At 34.6% G+C, this 22,996-nt stretch carries 19 protein-coding genes; 17 read left to right on the top strand and 2 right to left on the bottom strand.

Annotated elements, in window-relative coordinates; translation table 11 throughout:
• The first annotated feature begins 14 nt into the window (after positions 1-14).
• From FEZ18_RS01150 to bshA, 11 genes are all read left to right on the top strand, one after another.
• A complete protein-coding gene (locus tag FEZ18_RS01150) occupies positions 15-1,121 on the top strand; it encodes an N-acetylmuramoyl-L-alanine amidase (RefSeq protein ID WP_153266615.1) in 1,107 nt (368 codons plus the stop codon).
• Positions 1,122-1,170: 49 nt separating this feature from the next.
• A complete protein-coding gene (locus FEZ18_RS01145; protein ID WP_153266614.1) occupies positions 1,171-2,133 on the top strand; it encodes an MlaD family protein in 963 nt (320 codons plus the stop codon).
• Between the two features lie 12 nt (positions 2,134-2,145).
• On the top strand, positions 2,146-3,456 hold the full coding sequence (locus tag FEZ18_RS01140; protein WP_153266613.1) for a (Fe-S)-binding protein: 1,311 nt from the start codon (positions 2,146-2,148) through the stop codon (positions 3,454-3,456).
• Positions 3,457-3,465: 9 nt separating this feature from the next.
• Positions 3,466-4,119 carry a hypothetical protein gene (locus tag FEZ18_RS01135; RefSeq protein ID WP_153266612.1) on the top strand — a complete coding sequence of 218 codons (654 nt, stop codon included), beginning with the start codon at positions 3,466-3,468 and terminating at the stop codon, positions 4,117-4,119.
• A 90-nt stretch (positions 4,120-4,209) separates the two neighbouring features.
• Positions 4,210-5,001: a (Fe-S)-binding protein gene (locus FEZ18_RS01130; RefSeq protein WP_153266611.1), complete on the top strand. Its 792-nt coding sequence runs from the start codon at positions 4,210-4,212 to the stop codon at positions 4,999-5,001.
• A gap of 221 nt (positions 5,002-5,222) precedes the next feature.
• Positions 5,223-5,750 (top strand): PH domain-containing protein, encoded by a 528-nt coding sequence (locus FEZ18_RS01125; protein WP_153266610.1) that lies wholly within the window; start codon positions 5,223-5,225, stop codon positions 5,748-5,750.
• Positions 5,728-7,221, top strand: coding sequence for a PH domain-containing protein (locus tag FEZ18_RS01120; RefSeq protein WP_153266609.1), 1,494 nt, complete (start codon positions 5,728-5,730; stop codon positions 7,219-7,221). Before FEZ18_RS01125 ends, FEZ18_RS01120 begins: the two co-directional genes overlap by 23 nt.
• Positions 7,222-7,255: 34 nt before the next feature.
• The gene (locus FEZ18_RS01115) at positions 7,256-7,741 is read left to right on the top strand and encodes an ABC transporter ATPase (protein ID WP_153269016.1); all 486 of its coding nucleotides are present in this window, start codon (positions 7,256-7,258) and stop codon (positions 7,739-7,741) included.
• Between the two features lie 42 nt (positions 7,742-7,783).
• On the top strand, positions 7,784-9,007 hold the full coding sequence (gene serB, locus FEZ18_RS01110) for a phosphoserine phosphatase SerB (protein WP_153266608.1): 1,224 nt from the start codon (positions 7,784-7,786) through the stop codon (positions 9,005-9,007).
• A gap of 221 nt (positions 9,008-9,228) precedes the next feature.
• A complete protein-coding gene (locus tag FEZ18_RS01105; protein ID WP_153266607.1) occupies positions 9,229-12,186 on the top strand; it encodes a glycoside hydrolase family 3 N-terminal domain-containing protein in 2,958 nt (985 codons plus the stop codon).
• A gap of 19 nt (positions 12,187-12,205) precedes the next feature.
• A complete protein-coding gene (bshA, locus tag FEZ18_RS01100; protein ID WP_153266606.1) occupies positions 12,206-13,342 on the top strand; it encodes an N-acetyl-alpha-D-glucosaminyl L-malate synthase BshA in 1,137 nt (378 codons plus the stop codon).
• Between the two features lie 93 nt (positions 13,343-13,435).
• On the opposite strand, the gene FEZ18_RS01095 is transcribed toward bshA, so the two are convergent.
• Both FEZ18_RS01095 and FEZ18_RS01090 read right to left on the bottom strand, forming a co-directional pair.
• On the bottom strand, positions 13,436-14,113 hold the full coding sequence (locus tag FEZ18_RS01095) for a YiiX family permuted papain-like enzyme (RefSeq protein ID WP_153266605.1): 678 nt from the start codon (positions 14,111-14,113) through the stop codon (positions 13,436-13,438).
• Between the two features lie 117 nt (positions 14,114-14,230).
• Complete coding sequence (locus FEZ18_RS01090) at positions 14,231-14,722, bottom strand: hypothetical protein (RefSeq protein ID WP_153266604.1); 492 nt, start codon at positions 14,720-14,722, stop codon at positions 14,231-14,233.
• Positions 14,723-14,957: 235 nt separating this feature from the next.
• On the opposite strand from FEZ18_RS01090, the gene FEZ18_RS01085 reads away from it, so the two are divergent.
• The 6 genes from FEZ18_RS01085 (at position 14,958) to FEZ18_RS01060 (ending at position 22,942) form a co-directional block, all read left to right on the top strand.
• Positions 14,958-17,885, top strand: a complete 2,928-nt coding sequence (locus FEZ18_RS01085) for an FAD-binding and (Fe-S)-binding domain-containing protein (protein ID WP_153266603.1) — start codon at positions 14,958-14,960, stop codon at positions 17,883-17,885.
• Positions 17,886-18,236: 351 nt separating this feature from the next.
• Entirely contained in the window at positions 18,237-19,298 is a 1,062-nt protein-coding gene (aroC, locus tag FEZ18_RS01080) for a chorismate synthase (protein ID WP_153266602.1), read from the top strand.
• A gap of 110 nt (positions 19,299-19,408) precedes the next feature.
• Positions 19,409-20,092 (top strand): phosphatase PAP2 family protein, encoded by a 684-nt coding sequence (locus FEZ18_RS01075; protein WP_228122808.1) that lies wholly within the window; start codon positions 19,409-19,411, stop codon positions 20,090-20,092.
• A 189-nt stretch (positions 20,093-20,281) separates the two neighbouring features.
• Positions 20,282-21,736 (top strand): dicarboxylate/amino acid:cation symporter, encoded by a 1,455-nt coding sequence (locus FEZ18_RS01070; RefSeq protein WP_153266600.1) that lies wholly within the window; start codon positions 20,282-20,284, stop codon positions 21,734-21,736.
• A 129-nt stretch (positions 21,737-21,865) separates the two neighbouring features.
• Positions 21,866-22,687 carry a sulfurtransferase gene (locus tag FEZ18_RS01065; RefSeq protein WP_153266599.1) on the top strand — a complete coding sequence of 274 codons (822 nt, stop codon included), beginning with the start codon at positions 21,866-21,868 and terminating at the stop codon, positions 22,685-22,687.
• Between the two features lie 72 nt (positions 22,688-22,759).
• Positions 22,760-22,942, top strand: coding sequence for a hypothetical protein (locus tag FEZ18_RS01060; RefSeq protein ID WP_153269015.1), 183 nt, complete (start codon positions 22,760-22,762; stop codon positions 22,940-22,942).
• Positions 22,943-22,996: the final 54 nt, after the last annotated feature.

Below are 22,996 nucleotides of genomic sequence, written 5' to 3'. Positions count from 1 at the left end.
ACCTAAAGTTAATTATGCAAACGAACAAAATATTAGTTTTCTTATCTCTCATCGTTGTATTCGTCTCTTCATCGTTTACAAAAATTCAAGATTATCAAAAAGGCGATAAGTTTATTGTGGTATTAGATGCAGGTCATGGGGGGAGAGATCCCGGTACAATGGGTGGAGGTTATAAAGAAAAAGACATTGCTTTAAAAGTTGTGTTAAGTATAGGGAAGGAGCTTGAAAAAAATCCGGATATAGAAGTTATTTATACCCGAAAAAAGGATGTGTTTGTAGATTTGTACAAAAGAGGCCAAATTGCTAATAAGGCGAATGCCGATTTGTTTATTTCGGTACATTGTAATTCGCATAATTCGCAAGCGCATGGTGCAGAAACGTTTGTTTTGGGTACCCATAGAAGTCAAACCAATTTAGAAATTGCTAAGAAAGAGAACTCGGTAATTTTATACGAACAGGACTACGAGAAAAATTATGGCGGCTTTGATCCCAATTCACCAGAATCCGTTTTAAGTTTAATGTTAGGGCAAGAGGAGTATTTGGACCAAAGTATTGAGCTTGCTGGATTAATTCAAAACAAGTTTACGAGAGAATTAAAGCGAAATGACCGCAAAGTTAAACAAGCGGGGTTTATTGTATTGCATCAAACGGTTATGCCAAGTGTGTTAATTGAACTTGGTTTTTTAAGTCATAAAAAAGAAGGCGCTTATTTAAACTCTAAAAAAGGACAACAAGAAATGGCTTTGGCCATAAAAGATGCTATTTTGAAATATAAGAATAACTTGTACCTTAATGTAGATAATCAATTTTATGTTCAGGACACTCCAAATTCTCAGGCTGTTGAAGCGGTTTTAAGCGATGTGACTTTTAAAATTCAAATCGCTGCAAGCTCAAAATCAATAGAGACAAAACCGTATAACTTTAAAGGCTTAAATAATATTTCTAAAGTAAAAGAAAACAAGCTTTACCGGTATTTTTATGGGGAAACTTCAACCTACAGTACCGCTAAAAATTTGGAAGCTGAAGTAAAACAAGCAGGTTTTAAAACGGGTTTTATTGTGGCGTTTAAAAATGGTAAGAAAATATCTTTATCTGAAGCATTAAAATTGGCAGCTAATTAGAGAGATTCATTAAAATTACCTTAAATTTGTTTAACTAAACACCCATATTTTGAAATTATCAAAAGAAATTAAAACCGCCATCTTAGTTGTCTCAGGAATTATACTTGTTATTTTTGGCTACAATTATTTAAAAGGACAGAATTTATTAGACGCGTCGCGATCGTTTTTTGTGGTTTACGATAATGTTGAAGGGATATCGGCATCTACACCAGTTACCATCAATGGTTTCCCTGTGGGGAAAGTGGCCAATATTGGTTTTACAGACGACAATTCTGGGCAAATACTAATAAAGCTTTTGGTTAACAACGATTTTGAGTTTTCGAAAAACAGTAGAGCAGAACTTTATGAAACTGGTCTTATTGGTGGTAAAGCTATTGCCATTATTCCTGCTTTTGATGGCGATGAAAAGGCGAAAAATGACACGTATCTAAAAGGTACGGTGAAAGCTGGTTTAACCGAATTAGTTAATCAAAGACTTACGCCATTGCAGGAGAAAATTGAGAAAATGATGGTAAGTGCAGATTCGGTATTAATAGGTATTAATAATGTGTTAAACGAAGATACTCAAGATAACCTAAAAGCCAGCGTGAGTAGTTTAAGTGTGACTTTAGAAAGTTTTGCTCAAACGTCTAAATCAATAGAAGATTTACTCGCTAACAACAAACAAAAACTAAATACAACTGTTGATAATTTTGAAAAAATATCGACAAATCTTACCAAAGCAACCAATGCTATTGCAAAAACAGATATCGACCAAACCGTTTCTAATTTAGAGGCTACTATAAAAAATTTCAACACCATATTGGCTAAAGTTGAAAGTGGTGAGGGGAGTATTGGCAAGCTATTAAAAGACGATAATTTGTACAATAATTTAGAGGGAGCATCGCTGCAATTAGAACAGTTGTTAGAAGATCTTAAACTAAACCCAAAACGTTATGTGCATTTTTCCTTATTTGGAAAAAAAGCTCAGCAGTATGACGCCGAAGGAAATGAAATTAAACAACCAGACTAACGCTATATAAATATGACGTATTTACCAAACCTACTTTTCGCAGCAATACTTATTCTGAGTATTGGTTTTTTTGCTAAAAACGTAAAAAAATTAGTTCGTAATATTAAACTTGGTCAAGATGTAGATGTTAGCGACAACAAATCTCAGCGTTGGAAAAACTTAACCAGAATCGCGTTAGGACAAAGTAAAATGGTTAAACGTCCCATTTCTGGATTTTTACACGTGGTCGTTTATATTGGTTTTGTAATTATAAATATTGAAGTTTTAGAAATAATAATCGATGGTTTATTTGGCACACATAGAATTGGTTTATCGGTGCTTCCGGTACCAGTTTATGGGTTTTTAATAGGGACTTTCGAGGTTTTGGCGGCTCTGGTATTTATTGCTGTGGTAGTTTTTTGGTTACGCAGAAACACCATAAAAATTGCCCGTTTTTTTAAACCAGAAATGAAAGGCTGGCCTAAAAAAGATGCCGATATCATCCTGTATTTCGAAATGGTATTAATGGCTCTTTTTCTTATCATGAATGCCACAGATGTTTCTTTTCAAAATTTAAACTCTGGAAATATTATTAGTCAGTTTATGGCGCCTTGGTTTTCTGGTTTTTCTGAAACTACTTTGCACCTTATTGAGCGCGGAGCATGGTGGTTGCACATTGTCGGGATTTTAATTTTCTTAAATTATTTATATTATTCTAAGCACTTGCATATTCTATTGGCGTTTCCAAATACCTATTATGGTAAGGTGAAGCCACAAGGCCAATTAGATAATCTTGAAGCGGTTACCAACGAAGTAAAACTGATGATGGATCCCGACGTCGATCCTTATGCGGCAGTTCCAGAAAACGAGAATGAACCCCCGGCTAAATTTGGTGCCAGCGATGTGCAAGATTTAAGTTGGGTTCAACTTTTAAACGCCTATACTTGTACAGAATGTGGTCGATGCACCAGTGAATGTCCAGCCAATATAACCGGTAAGAAACTCTCACCAAGAAAGATAATGATGGACACCCGTGACCGTTTAGAAGAAGTTGGTAAAAATATAGATGCGAATAATGGCGAATTTAAAGACGACGGTAAACAATTATTGGGTGATTATATTACCAAAGAAGAGCTTTGGGCTTGTACCACCTGTAATGCCTGTGTAGAAGCTTGCCCAATAAGTATAGATCCGCTGTCTATTATTATGGATATGCGTCGCTATTTGGTTATGGAGCAATCGGCAGCACCTGTCGAGCTCAATAATATGATGACCAATATAGAAAACAATGGGGCACCATGGCCATACAATCAAATGGATCGATTAAACTGGAAAAACGAATAAAAAAAACTTATGAATTATAATATAAAACACTACAGTAATCTTGTTTTATCGATACTTGTAATAGCGATAAGCCTTAATAGCTTTGCTCAAACAAATGCTAAAACATTAACTCAGATTGATAGTTTGGCAAATAAGATGTTTGTAGACATGAATAATAGAGATTACGATGCGATATTGGATATGATGCACCCCAAGGCTTTTGAAATGGCACCGAAAGACGTCTTAAAAAATATTTTTAAATCTACTTTCGAAGGTAACGATGAGTTTTCTGTTGATATCCCTAAAACGATTCCAGATTACAAACTATCGGAAGTTTTTGAAAGTGAAGATAATTTAGAGTATGCTTTTGTGTCGTATGATATGAGTATGAAAATGACTTTTCATAAACAGGAATTCGATGAAGAAGCAAAACAAATGATGACGACAGTAATGAAAGCTAAAGGTATGGATGTTAGTTTTTTAACCAATAATACGCTTAGCATTGTCATGAAGAATAGGTTAACCATTATTCTTCGCGATGACTTTACAGAAGATAAATGGGTAATGCTAAATTACGATCCAGATTCTCCATTATTTTATCAAATTGTACCAGAAGGGATCTCAGAAACCGCCAGGGTGTACAGACAAAATTTAATGGAAAAAAGAAGTCATACAAATAATTAATAAAGGACGTTACGCCTAGCGGAATAGCTAGCTCCAAATAATCGTGCTGCGAGGTTTAAAAATCGAGTAGACCATAAAACTTATATAACAATGAGCGAATTACTTAAAGTACCAACCATGGCAGAATTTATGGCCCAAGGGAAACAACCAGAAGTCTTATTTTGGGTAGGTTGTGCAGGTAGTTTTGATGATAGAGCAAAAAAAATAACAAAAGCCTTTGTAAAGCTATTAAATAAGGCTAACGTAGAATTTGCGGTTTTAGGTACTGAAGAAAGTTGTACTGGTGATCCTGCAAAGCGCGCCGGAAATGAGTTTTTATTTCAAATGCAAGCTGTAACCAATATAGAGGTTTTAAATGCTTACGACATAAAAAAAATAGTAACCGCTTGTCCGCATTGCTTTAACACTATAAAAAATGAATACCCAAACTTGGGTGGCCAATACGAGGTGCTACACCACACTCAGTTTTTAAAAGGCTTATTGGAAGAAGGACGATTAACTATCGAGGGAGGACAATATAAAGGCAAGCGTATTACATTTCACGATCCTTGTTATTTAGGGCGCGCAAATAATGTTTATGAAGCTCCACGGGAGTTAATCCAAAAGCTAGAAGCCGAATTAGTTGAAATGAAAAGCTGCCGCAGTAAAGGCTTGTGCTGTGGTGCAGGAGGGGCGCAAATGTTTAAAGATGCTGAAAAAGGCGATAAGGAAGTTAATGTAGAGCGTACCGAACAAGCGCTAGATGTTAAACCTGAAATTATAGCTGCAGGTTGTCCGTTTTGTAACACCATGATGACTGATGGCGTCAAGGCCAAAGAAAAAGAAAAGGATATTGAAGTTATGGATATTGCAGAGCTTATTGCTAATGCAGAGGATTTGTAAATGGAAAAATTAAATAAAAAACGTCTTGTAATTACAGCCTTTGTTGGAGCTATAATTTTTTGTCTTGTTGTTATTGTTCTCGATTATATACTTGGTAGAGGCTTCTCGTGGAAAAGATTAACGTTCTATTTTCCCATTGCCATGTTATGGTTTGGTTTTTTAACTTATAGAAAATTTAAAAAGCATAATAAAAAATAGTTAATTCCTACAAGCGCTTTGTAATGAACTTCACCAACTCACAAATTTATAGCGATACCTTACCGAGTATAGAAGATGTTGTATTAAAACCTATTTCTAAGCAGTACATTAAAATTATATTAATACATAAGTTTTTAATGTATGCCATGTTTTTCGCCATGCTAATATTTGGTAAGTTTTTTGCTCAGAATCAAGTATTTCAGGATTATTTTTGGGTGCTACTGCTAATAATCTGTTTGTTTTGTGCAGCTAATTTAACGGTTGCTTTACTTGCGTTTCGAACCTATAAATACGCCATTCGAGAACACGATATTATCTACGCCCAAGGCTTAATTTTTCGTTCTATTACTACCGTGCCCATAGTTAGAATCCAGCATATTGAGGAATCCCGAAGCTGGTTGTCGCGACAGTTCGATTTAGCCACGCTTAATATTTACACGGCAGGCGCCTCTGGTAGCGATTTAATTATTAAAGGTTTGGAACATCAAGAAGCAAGGCGTATTAACGATTTTATTAGCGGTAGAATAAATGGAGACAAATCAATTTTCTGAGCCTACACGGCAATCTTCAAAAGGTATTCTCATTATTTTTGCGTTAAAAACCTTTAAGTTCTTTAAAAGTTTCTTTTTGCTGTTTTTGGCTTTTGGTGTTTCCTTTTCCAGAAGTAAATATTTCGAAAACTTAAGTCTATCTCTTGTGGTTTTGATAGGTTTTGGAATTTTAGTTTATCTTCTTGTTGTCGCTTTTTTGAACTACTGGAATTTTAAATTTTATCTAAAAGACGACGACTTTTATTTAACAACAGGCATATTAAATAAAGAAAGCACGGTTATTTCCAAGTCAAAAATTCAGAATGTTTATATTAAACAGAATTTTTTACAGCAACTTATAGACGTGGTATCTTTAAATATTGAAACCGCTGGCGATACGGATTCTGAGATCGAAATTCGTGCCTTAGGTAAATCTGTTGCGCTACAACTTAAGGCAGAATTATTTACTAAATCGAGCAACACACCACTCCAAAATGAAACCTTAGAAAATAAAAAAGTGTTTTGTCGAGTGGCTCCAAAACGTTTACTCTTAGAAGGTATTTCGCAAAATCATTTAAGAAATTTCCTTATTATTGTGTCTTTCGTTTATGGCTTGTACTACGAGTTTACAAGCTATATTTCAAATTTGGAATTTGAATCTCGACTAGAAGAATTAATCAATTTTAAAGACGATATAGCTAGTAATTTTGTAATACAATATTTTGTTTTTATAGTTTTCGGTATTTTAGTAACTCTGGTTTTTTCAGTGATAAAAACATTTGTAATTCACTTTAATTTAGAAGTTGTAGAACACCAAAAAACAATTGAGATTAATAAAGGATTATTCAATAAGGTTTCCCTTAGTTTAGTACCTAACCGTATACAGAACATCGTTATTAAAACCAATAGGTTTAAGCAGTATCTCAATTTACATACCGTATCGGTAAAACAAGCTATGGTTCATAAAAAACAACGCGATAACTTTGTAATTATAGCTTTAGAAAAAAATCAGGTTAATCAATTATTAGATAAATTGTTGCTTAACTATTCTACGCCTTCGGCAACTTTTAAACCTCATGCTTACTATAAACGCATATTGGCTTTTCGTATTTTTATACCTATTCCAATTATTAATATGTTAGGATATCTAATGTTTGGAAGTGCTTTTTTGTGGTTTAATATCATCTTGGTTGTAACTGCTATGTTATACGTTTATTTTGCTTACAAGAAAGCTTATTATAGTATTGATGATAACTTTGTAACTATTGGAGGTGGTGTAATTGACACGGTAACTAGTATTTTAGAAATTCATAAAATACAAGCGGTAGAATTGAAGCAAACCATTTTCCAGAAACGTCATCACATTACATCGGTTTATATTTTTACGGCCTCTAAGACTTTAAAAATTCCATACATTTTAGAAAAAGAAGCCAAAGCCATTCATGATTTCCTATTGTTTAAGGTGGAGTCTCAGGCTAAAGATTGGATGTAAAACAGTATTTTTGCAATTAAAATTAAAGAAATTTATGTTAGTCGATTTTAATACATTACCAGAAACGTCTCGGGTTTGGATATATCAAGCCAATCGCTCCTTCACAGAGCAGGAATTAGAAGAAATAAAAAAAAAACTTGATGTTTTTGTAGAAAACTGGACTGCGCATGGCAGCGATTTACAGGCAGGCTATACCATTAAATACAAACGATTTATTATATTGGCCTTAAATCAAAATATAGCCAAAGCTTCTGGGTGCTCTATAGACGAGTCGGTTCATTTTATTCAACAATTAGAAAAGGCATACCAAGTCGATTTAATGGACAAAATGAATGTCTCATACAAACAAGGTGATTACGTGGCCTATAAAACACTTGTAGATTTTAGAAAAATGGCAAAAGATAAAGCGGTTTCTAAAAATACGATTGTGTTTAATAACTTGGTAAATACCATTGCAGAGTTTAACGAGAACTGGGAGGTTCCTGCAAGCGAAAGTTGGCACAGTCGATTTTTAAAATAAATTTGTTTGAATTTTTGTATCAATTAAAGTGAAAAGAACATTATGGTCGATGAGATTATATTATTAAATATATCAGGTCAAGATAAACCTGGATTAACAACAAGTTTAACTGCCGTTTTAGCAAAATATGACGCTAATATTCTGGACATTGGCCAAGCAAATATTCACGACACCTTATCTTTAGGGATATTATTTGAAGTTAAAGCAGGAAATGCCTCTGCACCTGTTTTAAAAGATTTACTCTTTAAAACTTACGAATTGGGTGTTACCGCCAAATTTACACCAATCGCTCTTGAAGATTATGAGAAATGGGTGAATTTGCAAGGTAAGAATAGATACATTGTTACCATTTTAGGAAAAAAATTAGAAGCGAAACAAATCTCTGAAATCACCAAATTAATTACAGAAAAAAACTTAAATATCGATTCTATAAAAAGGCTTACAGGACGGGTTTCTCTTGTTAAAGAGAATAATTATCCGAGAGCCTCTATACAATTGTCCATAAGAGGGGAAATTGACGATAAAGTGGCATTTACAGAAAAATTCATGCAAGTTTCTAGCGAATTAAACGTAGATGTAGCATTTCAAGAAGATAATATTTACCGTCGTAATCGTCGTTTAGTGTGTTTTGATATGGACTCTACATTAATTCAAACAGAAGTTATTGACGAGCTGGCGGAATTAGCAGGTGTAGGAGAGCAAGTTAAGGCGATTACAGAATCTGCCATGCAGGGCGAAATCGATTTTAACGAAAGTTTTAAAAAACGCATGAAACTTTTAAAGGGTTTAAAAGAAGAAGTGTTGCGTGAGGTAGCCATTAACTTACCAATAACTAAAGGGGCAAGACGACTTATTGATACTCTAAAGGGCTACGGATTTAAAACCGCTATTTTATCTGGCGGATTTACATATTTTGGTCACTATTTACAAAAAGAATTGGGTATCGATTATGTCTATGCCAACCAATTAGAAATTAAAGACGGTGTTTTAACAGGTGGTTATCTTGGTGAAATTGTAGATGGTGATAAAAAAGCACATTATCTAAAAATAATTGCACAACGAGAAGGCATACATATTAATCAAACGATTGCAGTTGGAGATGGCGCTAACGATTTACAAATGATTAATCTAGCGGGTTTAGGTATCGCTTTTCATGCTAAACCTAAAGTGAGAAACAATGCAGAAAGTTCGATATCGAGTATGGGCTTAGATGGCGTTTTGTATTTATTAGGTTATCACGATCGTCATATCGATTTAATCGATTAGCTTGTGTGCATGTCTATACGATTTTAACCAAAACATAAGGTTCGTTGTTAGGTTTTAAATGGCTGATATTGTTGTGAATTTAATAGACGTTTAAATGATATCGAGCTTGTTTATTATAATTCTAACTTAAAGTCTTTTTTTCTTCTTTTTAAAGTATTAATTTGGCATACTTATTTTTGAATAAAATAATAATCCGATAATTATTAAAATATTTTCGTTACATGCGTTATTTCGTGCCCTCAATACTTTGTTTTTTTAGCATTCTTTTTTCATTTGGACAAAATTCACCAAACCCTTTGTTAGCCGAGGATGTCGAGGCGCAACAAAAATGGGTGGATAGTACTTATAATTCTTTAAGCTTAAAAGAAAAAATTGGTCAGTTATACATGATTATGATTTTTTCTAATCAAGACGAAAAAACTAAAATCTCAAATATTAGACTTATACAAGATCATAAATTAGGTGGTGTAATTTATTCTCTTGGTGGCCCTGTTAAGCAAGCAAAATTAAATAATGAGCTTCAAGCAAATTCTAAAATTCCGCTATTAATTGGTATGGATGCCGAATGGGGTTTAGGAATGCGATTAGATTCGACCTACTCATTCCCTTGGAACATGACACTGGGCGCCATAAAAGATAATAATTTAATAAGACAAACTGGTAAATATATAGGTGAGCATTGCAAGCGTATTGGGGTTCATTTTAATTTTGCTCCAGTGACAGATATTAACACCAACCCCAAAAATCCCATTATTGGAAATCGCTCTTTTGGTGAGGATCGCGATAATGTAACTGCAAAGTCTTTAGCCTTAATGGAAGGTATGCAAAGTGCTGGTGTTTTGGCAAATGCAAAGCATTTTCCTGGACATGGTGATACTAGTCAAGATTCTCATAAAACACTACCAACCATTACTTTCAGTGAGAAAAGAATTAATTCCATTGAGTTATACCCGTATAAAAAATTAATAAATGAAGGGCTCTCTAGTGTTATGGTGGCGCATTTAAATGTACCCAGTTTAGAGCCTCGTCCTGGTTTTCCTTCGTCGCTATCAAAACACATTGTAACTGGTATTTTAAAAGAACGCCTAGGTTTTAAAGGACTTATCTTTACAGATGCTTTAAATATGAAAGGTGTGGCAGATTATACCGAACCTGTCATTGATGGTAGCTCGACTAGAAAATTCTCTACTGCTGGAGAAATAGATCTAGCAGCCTTTAAAGCTGGTAACGATGTTTTACTAATCTCTGAAGATGTTCCTGCTGGCATTGCAAAAATTACCGAGGCGTATAACAATGGTGAAATTACAGAAGCGCGTTTAGCTCATTCGGTTAAAAAAATCCTGCAAGCTAAATACAAAGTGGGCTTAAATAATTACAAACCTGTAGGCTTGTATAATTTACAAAAAGATTTAAATAGAATAAAAGATGATGTTTTGTACGAAGAACTAATGGAAAATGCCATTACAATTGTAAAAAACGACAAAGATGTCTTACCTATTCGAAATTTAGAAACCAAAACCATAGCTTATGTAGAAATGGGGGATGCCAGCGGTGTAACTTTTTTTAAAGAATTAAAAAAGTACACTAAAGTACACGCCATTCAAGCGGAAACTTTAAGAGATTTAAAAAACAGATTAAAGCCCTATAATACCGTAATAATTGGTTTACATCGTTCTAACGATAATCCGTGGAAACCCTATACATTTTCAGATGAAGAGTTAATTTGGTTAACCGAGATTGCAAAAAACCATACCGTTATACTAGATGTTTTTGTAAAACCCTATGCGCTTTCAGATTTAAAAACTATCGAAAACATTGAAAGTATTGTAGTTAGTTATCAAAATAGCGAGATTGCACAACAAAAATCTGCGCAAATAATATTTGGAGCTTTGGCTGCAAAAGGGACATTGCCAGTATCGGTAGGTCAGTTTTTTAAGGTGGGCGATGGTATTGAAAGTTTTTTGTTAAATCGATTAGGGTATTCTAGCCCAGAACGGGTGGGAATGAACTCGATAAAATTAAAAAAAATAGATTCTGTGGCGCAACTGGCTGTCGATTCTAAGATGACCCCAGGAATTCAACTTTTAGTGGCAAGACGCGGTAAGGTTGTCTACAATAAAAATTTTGGTAAACATACCTACGAAGGTAAGCAGATGGTGGCCTCAGACGATGTGTACGATGTCGCTTCTCTTACAAAAATTATAGCCACATTGCCTTTAATAATGCAGTTGGTCGAGCAAGGTATTGTATCTTTAGACAGTAAGCTTGCCGATATTTTACCAGAATACAAAAACTCAAACAAAAAGAATATCTCCATAAAAAAAATGCTTTCTCATTATGCAAGATTACGACCTTGGGAACCTTTTTATTACAAAACACTAGATCCGGAAACCAAGCGACCAAGTCCAAAATATTACAGAACCACAAAAAGTGATAAATTTAATATTGAGGTGGCTAAAAATTTATTCTTGCGTAGCGATTATATGGACTCAATTTCTAAAACCATTAGAGATTCTGAATTGTTAAGCGAACTGCGATATCGCTACAGCGATTTCCCGTATTATATTCTAAAAGAATTTATTGAAAAACATTATAACAAGGGACTCGATGAGATCACTCAAGATCATTTGTATCAATCCATAGGAGCCAACAACACCTTGTATAATCCTTACCACAAATTAAGTAATAAAAAAATTGTACCAACTGAGGTTGACAACTATTTCCGTTATCAGAAAGTACATGGTTTTGTGCACGATATGGGAGCTGCTATGCAGAATGGAGTAGGAGGTCATGCCGGTGTTTTTAGTAATGCCAACGACGTCGCTAAAATAATGCAAATGTATTTACAATTGGGATATTATGGCGGTAAGCGCTACTTAAAACCAGAAACTGTAGATATGTTTAATACCTGTTATTTTTGTGAAGAAGACAATAGGCGTGGTGTGGGATTCGATAAACCGCAATTGGGTGATAAAGGCCCTACTTGTGGGTGCATATCTATGACCAGTTTTGGGCATTCAGGATTTACGGGTACCTATGCTTGGGCAGACCCCGACGAAGAAATTATTTATGTATTTCTGGCGAATAGAACCTATCCTAAAGCAGGTCTAAATTTATTATTACGAAAAAATATAAGAACTGATATTCAACGGTTAATTTACGAAGCGATTGAAGATTAAAGGACTTAAAGCTAAAAGAATGAAAATAGGAATTGTGTGTTATCCAACATTTGGAGGTAGTGGTGTAGTGGCTACAGAACTTGGTTTAGAACTATCTAAACGCGGACATGAAATTCATTTTATCACTTATAAACAACCAGTTAGATTGGAGTTGTTAAATAAAAATGTACATTACCACGAAGTCAATGTTCCTGAATATCCATTGTTTCATTATCAACCATATGAGTTGGCCTTATCCAGTAAATTGGTAGATATGGTGAAGCTTCATAAAATTGAAATTCTGCATGTGCATTATGCAATTCCTCATGCCTATGCGGCATATATGGCGAAAAAAATGTTGATTGAAGAAGGTATTTATGTACCTATTGTTACCACACTGCACGGTACCGATATCACCCTTGTTGGAAGTCATCCCTTTTACAAACCTGCAGTGACGTTTAGTATTAATAAATCTGATGCGGTAACGGCGGTTTCAAAAAGTTTAAAAGACGATACCTTACGTCTATTCGATATTAAAAAAGACATACATGTGGTTTCTAATTTTATTGACTTAACAAAGTTTAAAAACGATTATTCAGATTGCCAGCGTGCAATGATGGCAAATGACGATGAGAAAATTATAACCCATATTAGTAATTTACGCGCTGTAAAACGTATACAGGATGTTATTAAAGTTTTTTATAATATTCAAAAAGCAATGCCTGCAAAATTAATGCTGGTGGGTGAAGGCCCAGAACGAGAAAAAATGGATTGTTTGTGCCAAGAATTGGGAATTTCAGACAAGGTTATTTTCTTCGGAAAAAGTAATGAAATTAATAAAATTTTATGCTTTAGTGACTTGTTTTTACTTCCTTCTCAAACCGAAAGTTTTGGTTTGGCAGCGCTAGAAGCTATGGCATCTGGAGTACCGGTTATTTCGAGTAACACTGGCGGAATTCCAGAAGTAAATGTACATGGTGTCTCTGGCTTTTTAAGCGAAGTAGGTGATGTTGAAGATATGACTAAAAATGCACTGTATATTTTAAGTGACGATAGTAGACTACGTACGTTTAAAAATAATGCTAGAAAAGAATCCGTAAAATTTGATTTGCATAATATCGTACCGCAATACGAAGCCATTTATCAAGAGACTTTGGCTAAATGTATGTTGCTTTAAGCTTATTAGTGTTGTAATCCATATTGCTTAAGTTTTTACGGTTAAAATGGTATCGTAAAGTGTGTAAAAGCTGTGTTCTTAGAGGTGTTTTAATTAGTGATTTATCACAGTTTCAAGTACACTAGAATTAAACATGGCCGCTGGAGAAATTACGTTCTCATCCATAGGAATCTTTTTACCGTAGCGCTCTACCATTTTCTGTTTTACTATTTGGCTTGACAGATCAAAGTCCGATAGTTTTTCTAGTTTCCCGATTTCAATACCTGTAATTTCTTTGTATATTTTCCAAACCAATTCAGAGCAGTATATCTTATCATCGCTCCATTTAAAATATAAATCATAGTCTTTCCCTTTAAAGGTTTCGCCGTACGATTTCATCTTATTTAAAACCTCAGGTGTTAAAATATCATTAGCGTTTTTAAGTCGCTTGACAACAAAACGACCGTTCTCACCACGATCTATCCACTCTAAAAGCGGGGTTAATTTTACAGGCTGAATGGCTTCGAAAACGAAATAAGTCCCGTTATTCTTGTAGATAATACCCATGTGACTGTATTTAGATTTTGTAGCCAATTGTATGGTCTTGCTTTGGTTCGATTTTGAAGTTTGAAAAATGATATCGCCCTCTCTTAAATCTTGTATCGCCTCAAGAGTTTTGGCGTCTTGAGTACCGTTATCAATTTTATTTTTTGACGCAAGGTTATTTTTAACGTAATAACCTGAAAAACCTAGTATTGATATGGCAAAAAGGCTTAGAATTATTTTTTTCATCTTATTTATACTGGTCTTAAATTTATATACGTTTGTAAAGTTAGGAAAGACTTTTTTAAGATCAGATTCAAAAAAAAAGCGCCCAATCGGGCGCTTTTAAAATATATTTTAAAGCGTTTAGAATTGATAGCGAATTCCTAAAGCAATATCGAAATCTAAATCGTTATTGTCATACAATTCATTACCAAAACCAATTTCTGGTCTAAAATCCAGAGATAACAATAGTGGGATGTCGAAATTATATTCAATACCAATATCACCAGCAATAAAAACAAAGGTATCTGTAAAATCTTTCCCTCTAGGATTGTAAATACTGTAAGAGCCTAAACCACCACCAACACCAGCGTACCAATAAAAACTGCCATCTAAAGGCATGACCCATTGGTAGAGTCCAGCAAGTTTAAAACCATCATAATTACTTCCATCGCGCCAGCCTAAATCTACCTCTAAACGGTTATTATCACCTAAAGCACGTTGGTACGATATTTCGGCACCAAAACCATCGCTGTCACCTAAACGTAATCCTAAGGCATTTTCAGATATTCGTTGTGCATTTCCAGCAAACGCAAAACCTATTACAGCAATTACAAGTAAAATTAATTTTTTCATGAGTTTAAATTTTGTTTATTTATTTTTAAAGTTTCAAATATAGGGCAAATACAATAGTCATATGAAGGTTTAATGCACCAAAGTAAAATAGAAATAAACTAATGACTACTAAAATCAAATATACGAGTTATCTTGCAAAATAGATCATTTAAAAAGCTATTTTGTGCAGTACCGTGTTCTGAATTTGCATGTCTATTTAGTTTTAATTAAAATTTAAAATACCATTTATAATAATATGAGCTTAAAGCCACATCTTGAGACTCTACGTACAAATCTTTCTGGGGAGTTGTTTCATGACGATTTAGTGAAATCTATTTATGCCACCGATGCCTCTGTATATAGAATGTTGCCTTTAGCGGTAGCATATCCTAAAAATAATCAAGATATTAAAACGCTCATTAAGTTCGCAAAAACTTATAATACCTCTTTAATACCAAGAACTGCTGGCACCTCTTTAGCGGGTCAAGTTGTTGGTAAAGGCATCGTGGTCGATGTCTCAAAATATTTCACAAAAATTTTAGATATTAATGAGAAAGCGCAAACTGTTACCGTTCAGCCAGGTGTCGTGCGCGACCAACTCAATAATTACTTAAAACCCTTTGGTTTGTTTTTTGGGCCGAATACCTCGACCTCTAATAGATGTATGATAGGTGGTATGGTAGGTAATAACTCTTCGGGTACAACCTCCATACAATACGGTGTGACACGCGATAAGGTTTTAGAAATGCACACCATTTTAAGCGATGGGAGTGAAGCTATTTTTAGAGGTTTAACCACAGAAGAATTTCAAAGAAAAACGCGCCAAAATACCTTAGAGGGGCACATTTATAAAACTATTTATAATGAACTTAGATCTGAGACTGTTCAAAATAGTATAAAAACACAGTTTCCAAAGCCCGAAATTCACAGAAGATGTACAGGTTATGCCATAGACGAGTTGTTGAATACCAAGGTATTCTCAAACCTGCCCGAAAACTTTAACATGTGTAAATTACTTACTGGTAGCGAGGGTACTTTAGCGTTTACAACGCAAATTACTTTACAGCTCGATAAGTTACCGCCACAAGAAAGTATTATGATTGCGGCACATTTTGATAGTATAGAAAACTGTTTAAATGCGGTTGAATTGGTCATGAAACACAATTTGTACACCTGTGAAATGATGGATAAAACCATTTTAGATTGCACCAAACACAATAAAACACAACAAGAAAATAGGCAATTTATACAGGGTGACCCAAAGGCTATTTTAATGTGTGAGGTAAAAGCTAATAGTATAAATGCAGTCGAAAAATTAGCTGAAGCCCTAGAAAAAGACATTATGGCATCGGGTTTAAGCTATGCCTACCCCAAACTTTATGGCACTGCTATAGACAAAGCCAACCAATTGCGAAGTGCTGGTTTAGGCTTGTTGGGAAACATTATTGGCGATAAAAAATCGGCGGCATGTATTGAGGATACCGCTGTGGCGTTGCCAGATTTAGCCAATTACATTTCTGAGTTTACACAACTCATGGCGCATTATAAACAAGAGGCCATTTACTACGCTCATGCAGGAGCAGGTGAATTGCATTTACGCCCCATTTTAAATTTAAAAAAACAGAAAGATGTGCTGTTGTTTAGAAAAATAACTACCGATGTGGCACATTTAGTTAAGAAATATAAGGGCTCTATGAGCGGCGAACATGGCGACGGTATTGTGCGCTCAGAATTTATTCCGTTAATGATTGGGGTTGAAAATTATGAAATTTTAAAACGCATAAAAACCGCTTTCGATGGGGATAGTATTTTTAATCCAGGTAAAATTGTGGATGCTTATCCTATGGATGAGTCGCTGCGTTATGCTCCAGATAGAAAGGAACCAGAGATTAAAACCTTTTTAGATTTCTCAAAAACTCAAGGTATTCTTCGTGAAGCCGAAAAATGTAACGGTTCTGGCGATTGCAGAAAACTTCCAGAATTTGGTGGTACCATGTGTCCAAGTTACAGAGCCACCAGAAACGAAAAAGATACCACGCGGGCACGCGCTAATGCCTTACGTGAGTTTTTAACACATCCTGAAAAAGAAAATAAATTTAATCATAAAGAGCTTAAAGCGGTTTTCGATCTCTGTTTAAGCTGTAAAGCCTGTGCAAGTGAATGCCCCAGCAGTGTTGATGTTGCAAGCTTAAAAGCTGAGTTTTTATATCAATATCAAAAGGAAAATGGCATCTCATTACGCAGCAAGTTATTTGCATACAACAATGCTTTAAATCGCTTTGGAAGCCAAATGCCTCAGCTCACAAATTTTGTGTTTTCAAACCGTTTTACAAGTGCCATATTAAAAAACATTTTTGGAATTGCTAAAGAAAGACGTCTGCCTTTAATTTCAAACAAAAGTTTAGCCAAACAATTTAAGCAGGTTAAAAATTTAACAACAAAAGAAAATAAAATAAAAACGGTTTATTTTTTTAACGATGAATTTACCAATCATTTAGACGCTGCCATTGGCTTAGATGCCATAGAGCTTTTAACAGCCTTAAATTATGAGGTGAAAATAATTAATCATGCCGAATCTGGGCGTTCCTTTTTATCAAAAGGCCTATTAGAGCAAGCTAAAAATTTTGCAAACACTAATATTAAAATTTTTAAAGATAAAATTTCAGAAGACACGCCATTAATTGGTTTAGAACCTTCGGCAATTTTAACGTTTAAAGACGAATATTTAAAATTAGCAGACGATAAAATTTCCGCGAAAGCGATAGCAAAATACACGTTTTTAATTGAAGAGTTTCTTCAAAAAGAAATTGATCTAGGAAATATAAACGCCAATCAGTTCACATGGGAAGAGAAAACCATAAAATTTCACGGGCATTGTCATCAAAAATCAATGAGCAACCAAATGTCTAGTTTTACAGTTTTAAATTTGCCTAAAAACTATAAAGTTACTATTATTCCTAGTGGTTGTTGTGGTATGGCCGGAAGTTTTGGTTACGAAAAAGAACATTACGAAGTGAGTATGCAAGTAGGCGAGCAGACCTTATTTCCAGCCATTAGAAAAACCCCAGAAAATACGGTTATTTCTGCAAATGGTACCAGTTGTAGGCATCAAATTGAAGATGGTACAAAACGGGAGGCCAAACATCCAGTTACTATTTTGAAGGAAGCACTTTTAAATTTTTAAATCATCAATGTCCGATAAAAGACATAAGACCGCTTCGCTTTTAGAATCATGAACAAAGACTTGATTCTAACTAACTTATAAACAGAAGTGCTTTAATTAACAACATATCTCCTTTAAATCTTAATAATTGTTTCAAATAAGCAAGGTAACATTTAAAAGAATGTGCAAAGTTCTTTATTTAGAAGGATTGACAGCAGCATAATAGTTTTATCGGACATTAGTGTTATTAAATACTTACCTGTAGTTTTAGTCATTAGTCAGCAATTATTAAATCATCAGTCCTTTTAAGAAAATACAACTTCAATTTTCGTATGTCTAATATTAGATTTATTTTAGCCTTAAAATAAAAATATGGCAGGTAATTCTTTTGGAAAACTATTCAGGCTTACAACTTACGGTGAATCTCATGGCCCCGCTTTAGGTGGCGTAATAGACGGTTGTCCGTCTGGAATTGTGTTAGATTTACAATTCATTCAAGCTGAGTTAAATAGACGGAAGCCTGGACAATCTGCTATTGTAACACAACGTAAAGAACCCGATACTGTCAAGTTTCATTCCGGAATTTTTGAAGGTAAAACTACAGGAACATCCATAGGTTTTGTTATAGAAAACACCAATCAAAAATCTCAAGATTATACCCATATTAAAGATAGTTATCGTCCTAGTCATGCCGATTATACTTACGACCAAAAATATGGTTTTAGAGATTACAGAGGTGGCGGTCGAAGCTCTGCACGAGAAACAGCATGTCGCGTAGTTGCTGGTGCCATTGCAAAACAAATGTTACAACATATAGAAATTACGGCCTATGTTTCTGCTGTAGGAAGCATGGCACTCGACAAACCGTATACAGATTTAGATTTAACTAAAGTGGAGTCGAATATTGTGCGATGCCCAGACCAAGCCATGGCTTCAAAAATGGAATCGTATATCAAAGACGTGCGAAGTAAAGGAGACACCGTTGGTGGTGTGGTAAGTTGTGTTTTAAAAAATGTTCCCGCTGGTTTAGGTGAACCAGTATTTGATAAATTACATGCCGAATTGGGAAAAGCGATGCTTTCCATAAATGCTGTAAAAGGTTTTGAATACGGCAGTGGCTTTCATGGCAGTACCATGTACGGCAGTGAGCACAACGATGCTTTTAATACCGATGGTACGACCAAAACTAATTTCTCTGGTGGCATTCAAGGTGGTATTAGCAACGGTATGGATATTTACTTTAATGTGGCCTTTAAACCGGTAGCAACCCTTATTCAAAAGTACGAAACCATTAACAGTAAGGGTGAAGTTGTGCAAGCCCAGGGTAAAGGTCGTCACGATCCTTGTGTGGTTCCTAGAGCTGTACCAATTGTAGAAGCTATGGCGGCGTTGGTTCTGGCCGATTTTTATTTAATGAATAAACTTTACCGCTAAATATTTTATTTAGATCTAAAATTTTTTTTAATCCTTGATTATTTATTGAGTGTACATAAAGAAGATAACCATGCCGGTTTCAATGCAAATTACTTAACAAAATTATTAATGTGATTTTAAAAAATAAATCGACAAAACAAATATCTGCGCTTAATACTTATAAAGGTTTTGTAGCAGTCTTAGTTCTTGTTGGCTTAGGTGTGTTTATTGCACTAACCACCATGTTAACTTCAAGTACTGTTGTGGCTTACGATGCTTATATCTCAAATTACTTTGTGTCTATACGGTCTTCTGGCTTAACCAACTATTTTGTTTTTATAACACATGTGGGAGATGTTTATGGTTATCTAACCCTTATACTTGCTGGCGGCTTATTTTCAATAATTGTGCTAAAACAAAAGAAACGTTTGTTACAAATTATCTTAACTTTGGCTTTATCTGCGCTTTTAAATGTACTGCTAAAACATATTATAAACAGGGCAAGACCCGCTGCCGATCATTTAGTTTCGGTACAAACCTTGAGTTACCCCAGTGGACATGCCATGAATGCTCTGGTGTTTTATGGTTTTATAATGTATTTAGTGAGTAAACTAAAAATCAATAGGTTTGTAAAAATAGGAGTAATATTGGTTTTAGCATGTCTTATTTTAAGTATTGGCTTAAGCCGAATTTATTTGGGTGTTCATTTTCCTTCAGATATTTTAGGTGGTTTTATTATAGGAGCTACCTGGCTTGTGCTTTGTATTTCTGTGTTTAATTTGATAGAGATTTATAAAGGCGAACTAAAATTATAATAAGTAAAGGTTTAAGATGTGTTCTAAAATATTTCTGAAAATTTAAAGGATTTTTTAATTTTACAGACTCTTGAACAGAAATAAGGTGTTAAGCTTTATAACACAGAAAAAAAAATAACTATATTGTTAGGCATTTAAATTTTTAAAAAAATAAACGCTCTTCAATTACGAAGAGACCAGCAGTTGCTTATGAAAAAACTAGCATTACATTGGAAGATTATTATTGGAATGGTTTTAGGAGTGGTATTTGGCTTCGTTTTATTATCCACCAGCTGGGGAAGAGAAGAGGTGGTAACTGGAATAATACCTGCTTACGAAAAAGTTGTTGAAAGTATCGATAATGGTAAGGTTGTGCATAGTGTTGAGTTTGTGGAAGCTGAGGAGGTTAAGGAACTAAAAGCCAAACATTTTATAAGCAGATGGGTAGCACCTTTTGGCACTATTTTTATAAACCTTTTAAAACTAATTGCCATCCCCTTAATTTTAGCATCGTTAATAAAGGGAATTTCCGATTTAAAAGACATTTCTAAAATAAAATCTATGGGATTGCGTACCATTTCCATTTATGTTGGTACAACCGTAGTTGCTATTATTATTGGTTTAAGCATTGTTAATGTTGTAGAGCCTGGAGTAGGCATGCCGGAAGAAACTATAGAGAAGATTAAATTAAAATATGAAGATGATGATGGGGTTACCGATAAGCTAGAGAAAGCTGTAGCCCAAAAAGAAGCTGGACCTTTACAGCCATTAGTTGATATTTTTCCAAATAATATTTTCGAGTCTTTTGTTGAAGTCTCTATGCTACAGGTTATTTTCTTTGCTTTTTTTGTTGGTATTTGTTTATTGTTAGTAGACGAAAAGAAAGCCAAACCGTTAATTAATTTTTTCGACTCGCTTAATGAGGTAGTGATGAAAATGGTCGATTTAATTATGTTTTTTGCTCCGTATGCGGTTTTTGCTCTACTTGCGAATGTAATTATTGCTTTTGATGACACCGAGATTTTAATCAAACTGCTTTACTACGCATTCTGTGTTATTGGTGGGTTAATTTTAATGATTGTTTTTTATCTAGTATTGGTAGGGGTATATGCAAAAAAGTCTCCTTTTTGGTTTTTGAAAAAAATAAGTCCAGCACAACTTTTGGCGTTTTCAACCAGTAGTAGTGCGGCCACATTACCGGTAACTATGGAGCGTGTAGAGGAACATCTGGGTGTAGATAAAGAGGTCGCTGGTTTTGTACTACCCGTTGGAGCTACGGTTAATATGGATGGTACCAGTTTATACCAAGGTATTGCCGCGGTTTTTATTATGCAAGTAATTTGGCCAGAAGGCTTAACCTTTACTAACCAGTTAATTATTGTGGGTACCGCCTTGTTAGCCTCTATTGGTAGTGCAGCAGTGCCGAGTGCAGGTATGGTTATGTTGGTTATAGTATTAGAGTCTGTAGGTTTTCCAGAAGAATTATTGCCTATAGGATTGGCGCTTATCTTTGCAGTAGATAGACCCTTGGATATGTGTAGAACGGTAGTAAATGTAACTGGCGATGCCACCGTGTCTATGCTAGTGGCTAAATCTTTAGGAAAACTGCAAGATGAACCACAGCCAAAGGAATGGGACGATCATTATTTTGAAAAAATTAAATAAAGGCTTTGCTTATAATCAATTAAATCTTCATCTATGGTGGGGATCGTGCTTGTCGATTAAAATCCTTTAGATGTTGCAAAAACACAATCTTTAATTAATAGTGTTTTAGATATACTATTTAAATGTGTTATGAATACCTATATAAACATAGAATCACCCGTTGTTTCGGTAGAGTGGCTTCATCAAAATTGTAATGCTGATAATTTGGTGATTTTAGATGGCACGATTAAAAAAACTAACGATGCCTTACAGAAACAAATTCCGAAAGCCCGATTTTTCGACATAAAAAATAAATTTAGCGACCAGTCGCAACCATTTCCAAATACTTTTCCATCAGCAGAACAATTCCAAAAAGAAGCTAGAAATTTAGGTATTAATAACACCAGTGCTATTGTAGTTTACGATGACAAAGGGATATACTCTAGTGCGCGAGTTTGGTGGTTATTTAAAGCTTTTGGCTTTAACAATGTTGCCGTTCTAAATGGTGGTTTAGCTTGTTGGATAGATGCTGGATTTACAGTCGAGCCCCAAAAGCACTACAATTATAAAGAAGGTGATTTTATAGCCAAACCGCAATCAAATGTCATGTGTTTTTTTAATGACGTAAAAAAAGCTTCAGATAATAAAACACATAAAATAATTGATGCGCGATCTGCCGCTCGATTTAATTGCCTAGAAGCAGAACCTCGTGAGGGTTTAAGACGGGGAAACATCCCCAATTCAAAAAACATTCCGTATTCATGCTTGATAACGAATGCGGGGTTGCTGAAATCCAAAAGAGAATTACAAACTATTTTTTCAGAAGTTATCAGTCGTGATGATTCGCTTATTTTTTCATGCGGATCGGGCATAACAGCATGTATTTTAGCTTTAGGAGCAGACATTTGTGGCTATAAAAATATTGCGGTTTACGATGGATCGTGGACCGAGTGGGGCACCTTAATTAAATAGTATTTTTTTATATTGTAAAACAGCACACTTTATTATATCTTTGTGTATAACCACTTTAAAATACATATAATGATGTTCGAATTTGACCAGTACTTAGGTTTTTTAGCGTTTTTAGCAATTTTCACAATTGGTTTTTGGTTGATGATATTTTTATTTGCTTTTGTAGTACCTTACTGGATTGGTGGTGCGTTATTAGAGAAATTTAAAGAAATGAGAGCAGAAAAAAAGGCGAAGCGTGAGGCTTTAACCGACTAATAAATATATTTTGCGTTAGATAAAAAAAAGAGTGCGTTTGAGGCACTCTTTTTT

The organism is Oceanihabitans sp. IOP_32, from assembly GCF_009498295.1.
Taxonomy (GTDB): Bacteria; Bacteroidota; Bacteroidia; order Flavobacteriales; family Flavobacteriaceae; genus Wocania; species Wocania indica.
This window is presented reverse-complemented; position numbering and strand designations above follow the sequence as displayed.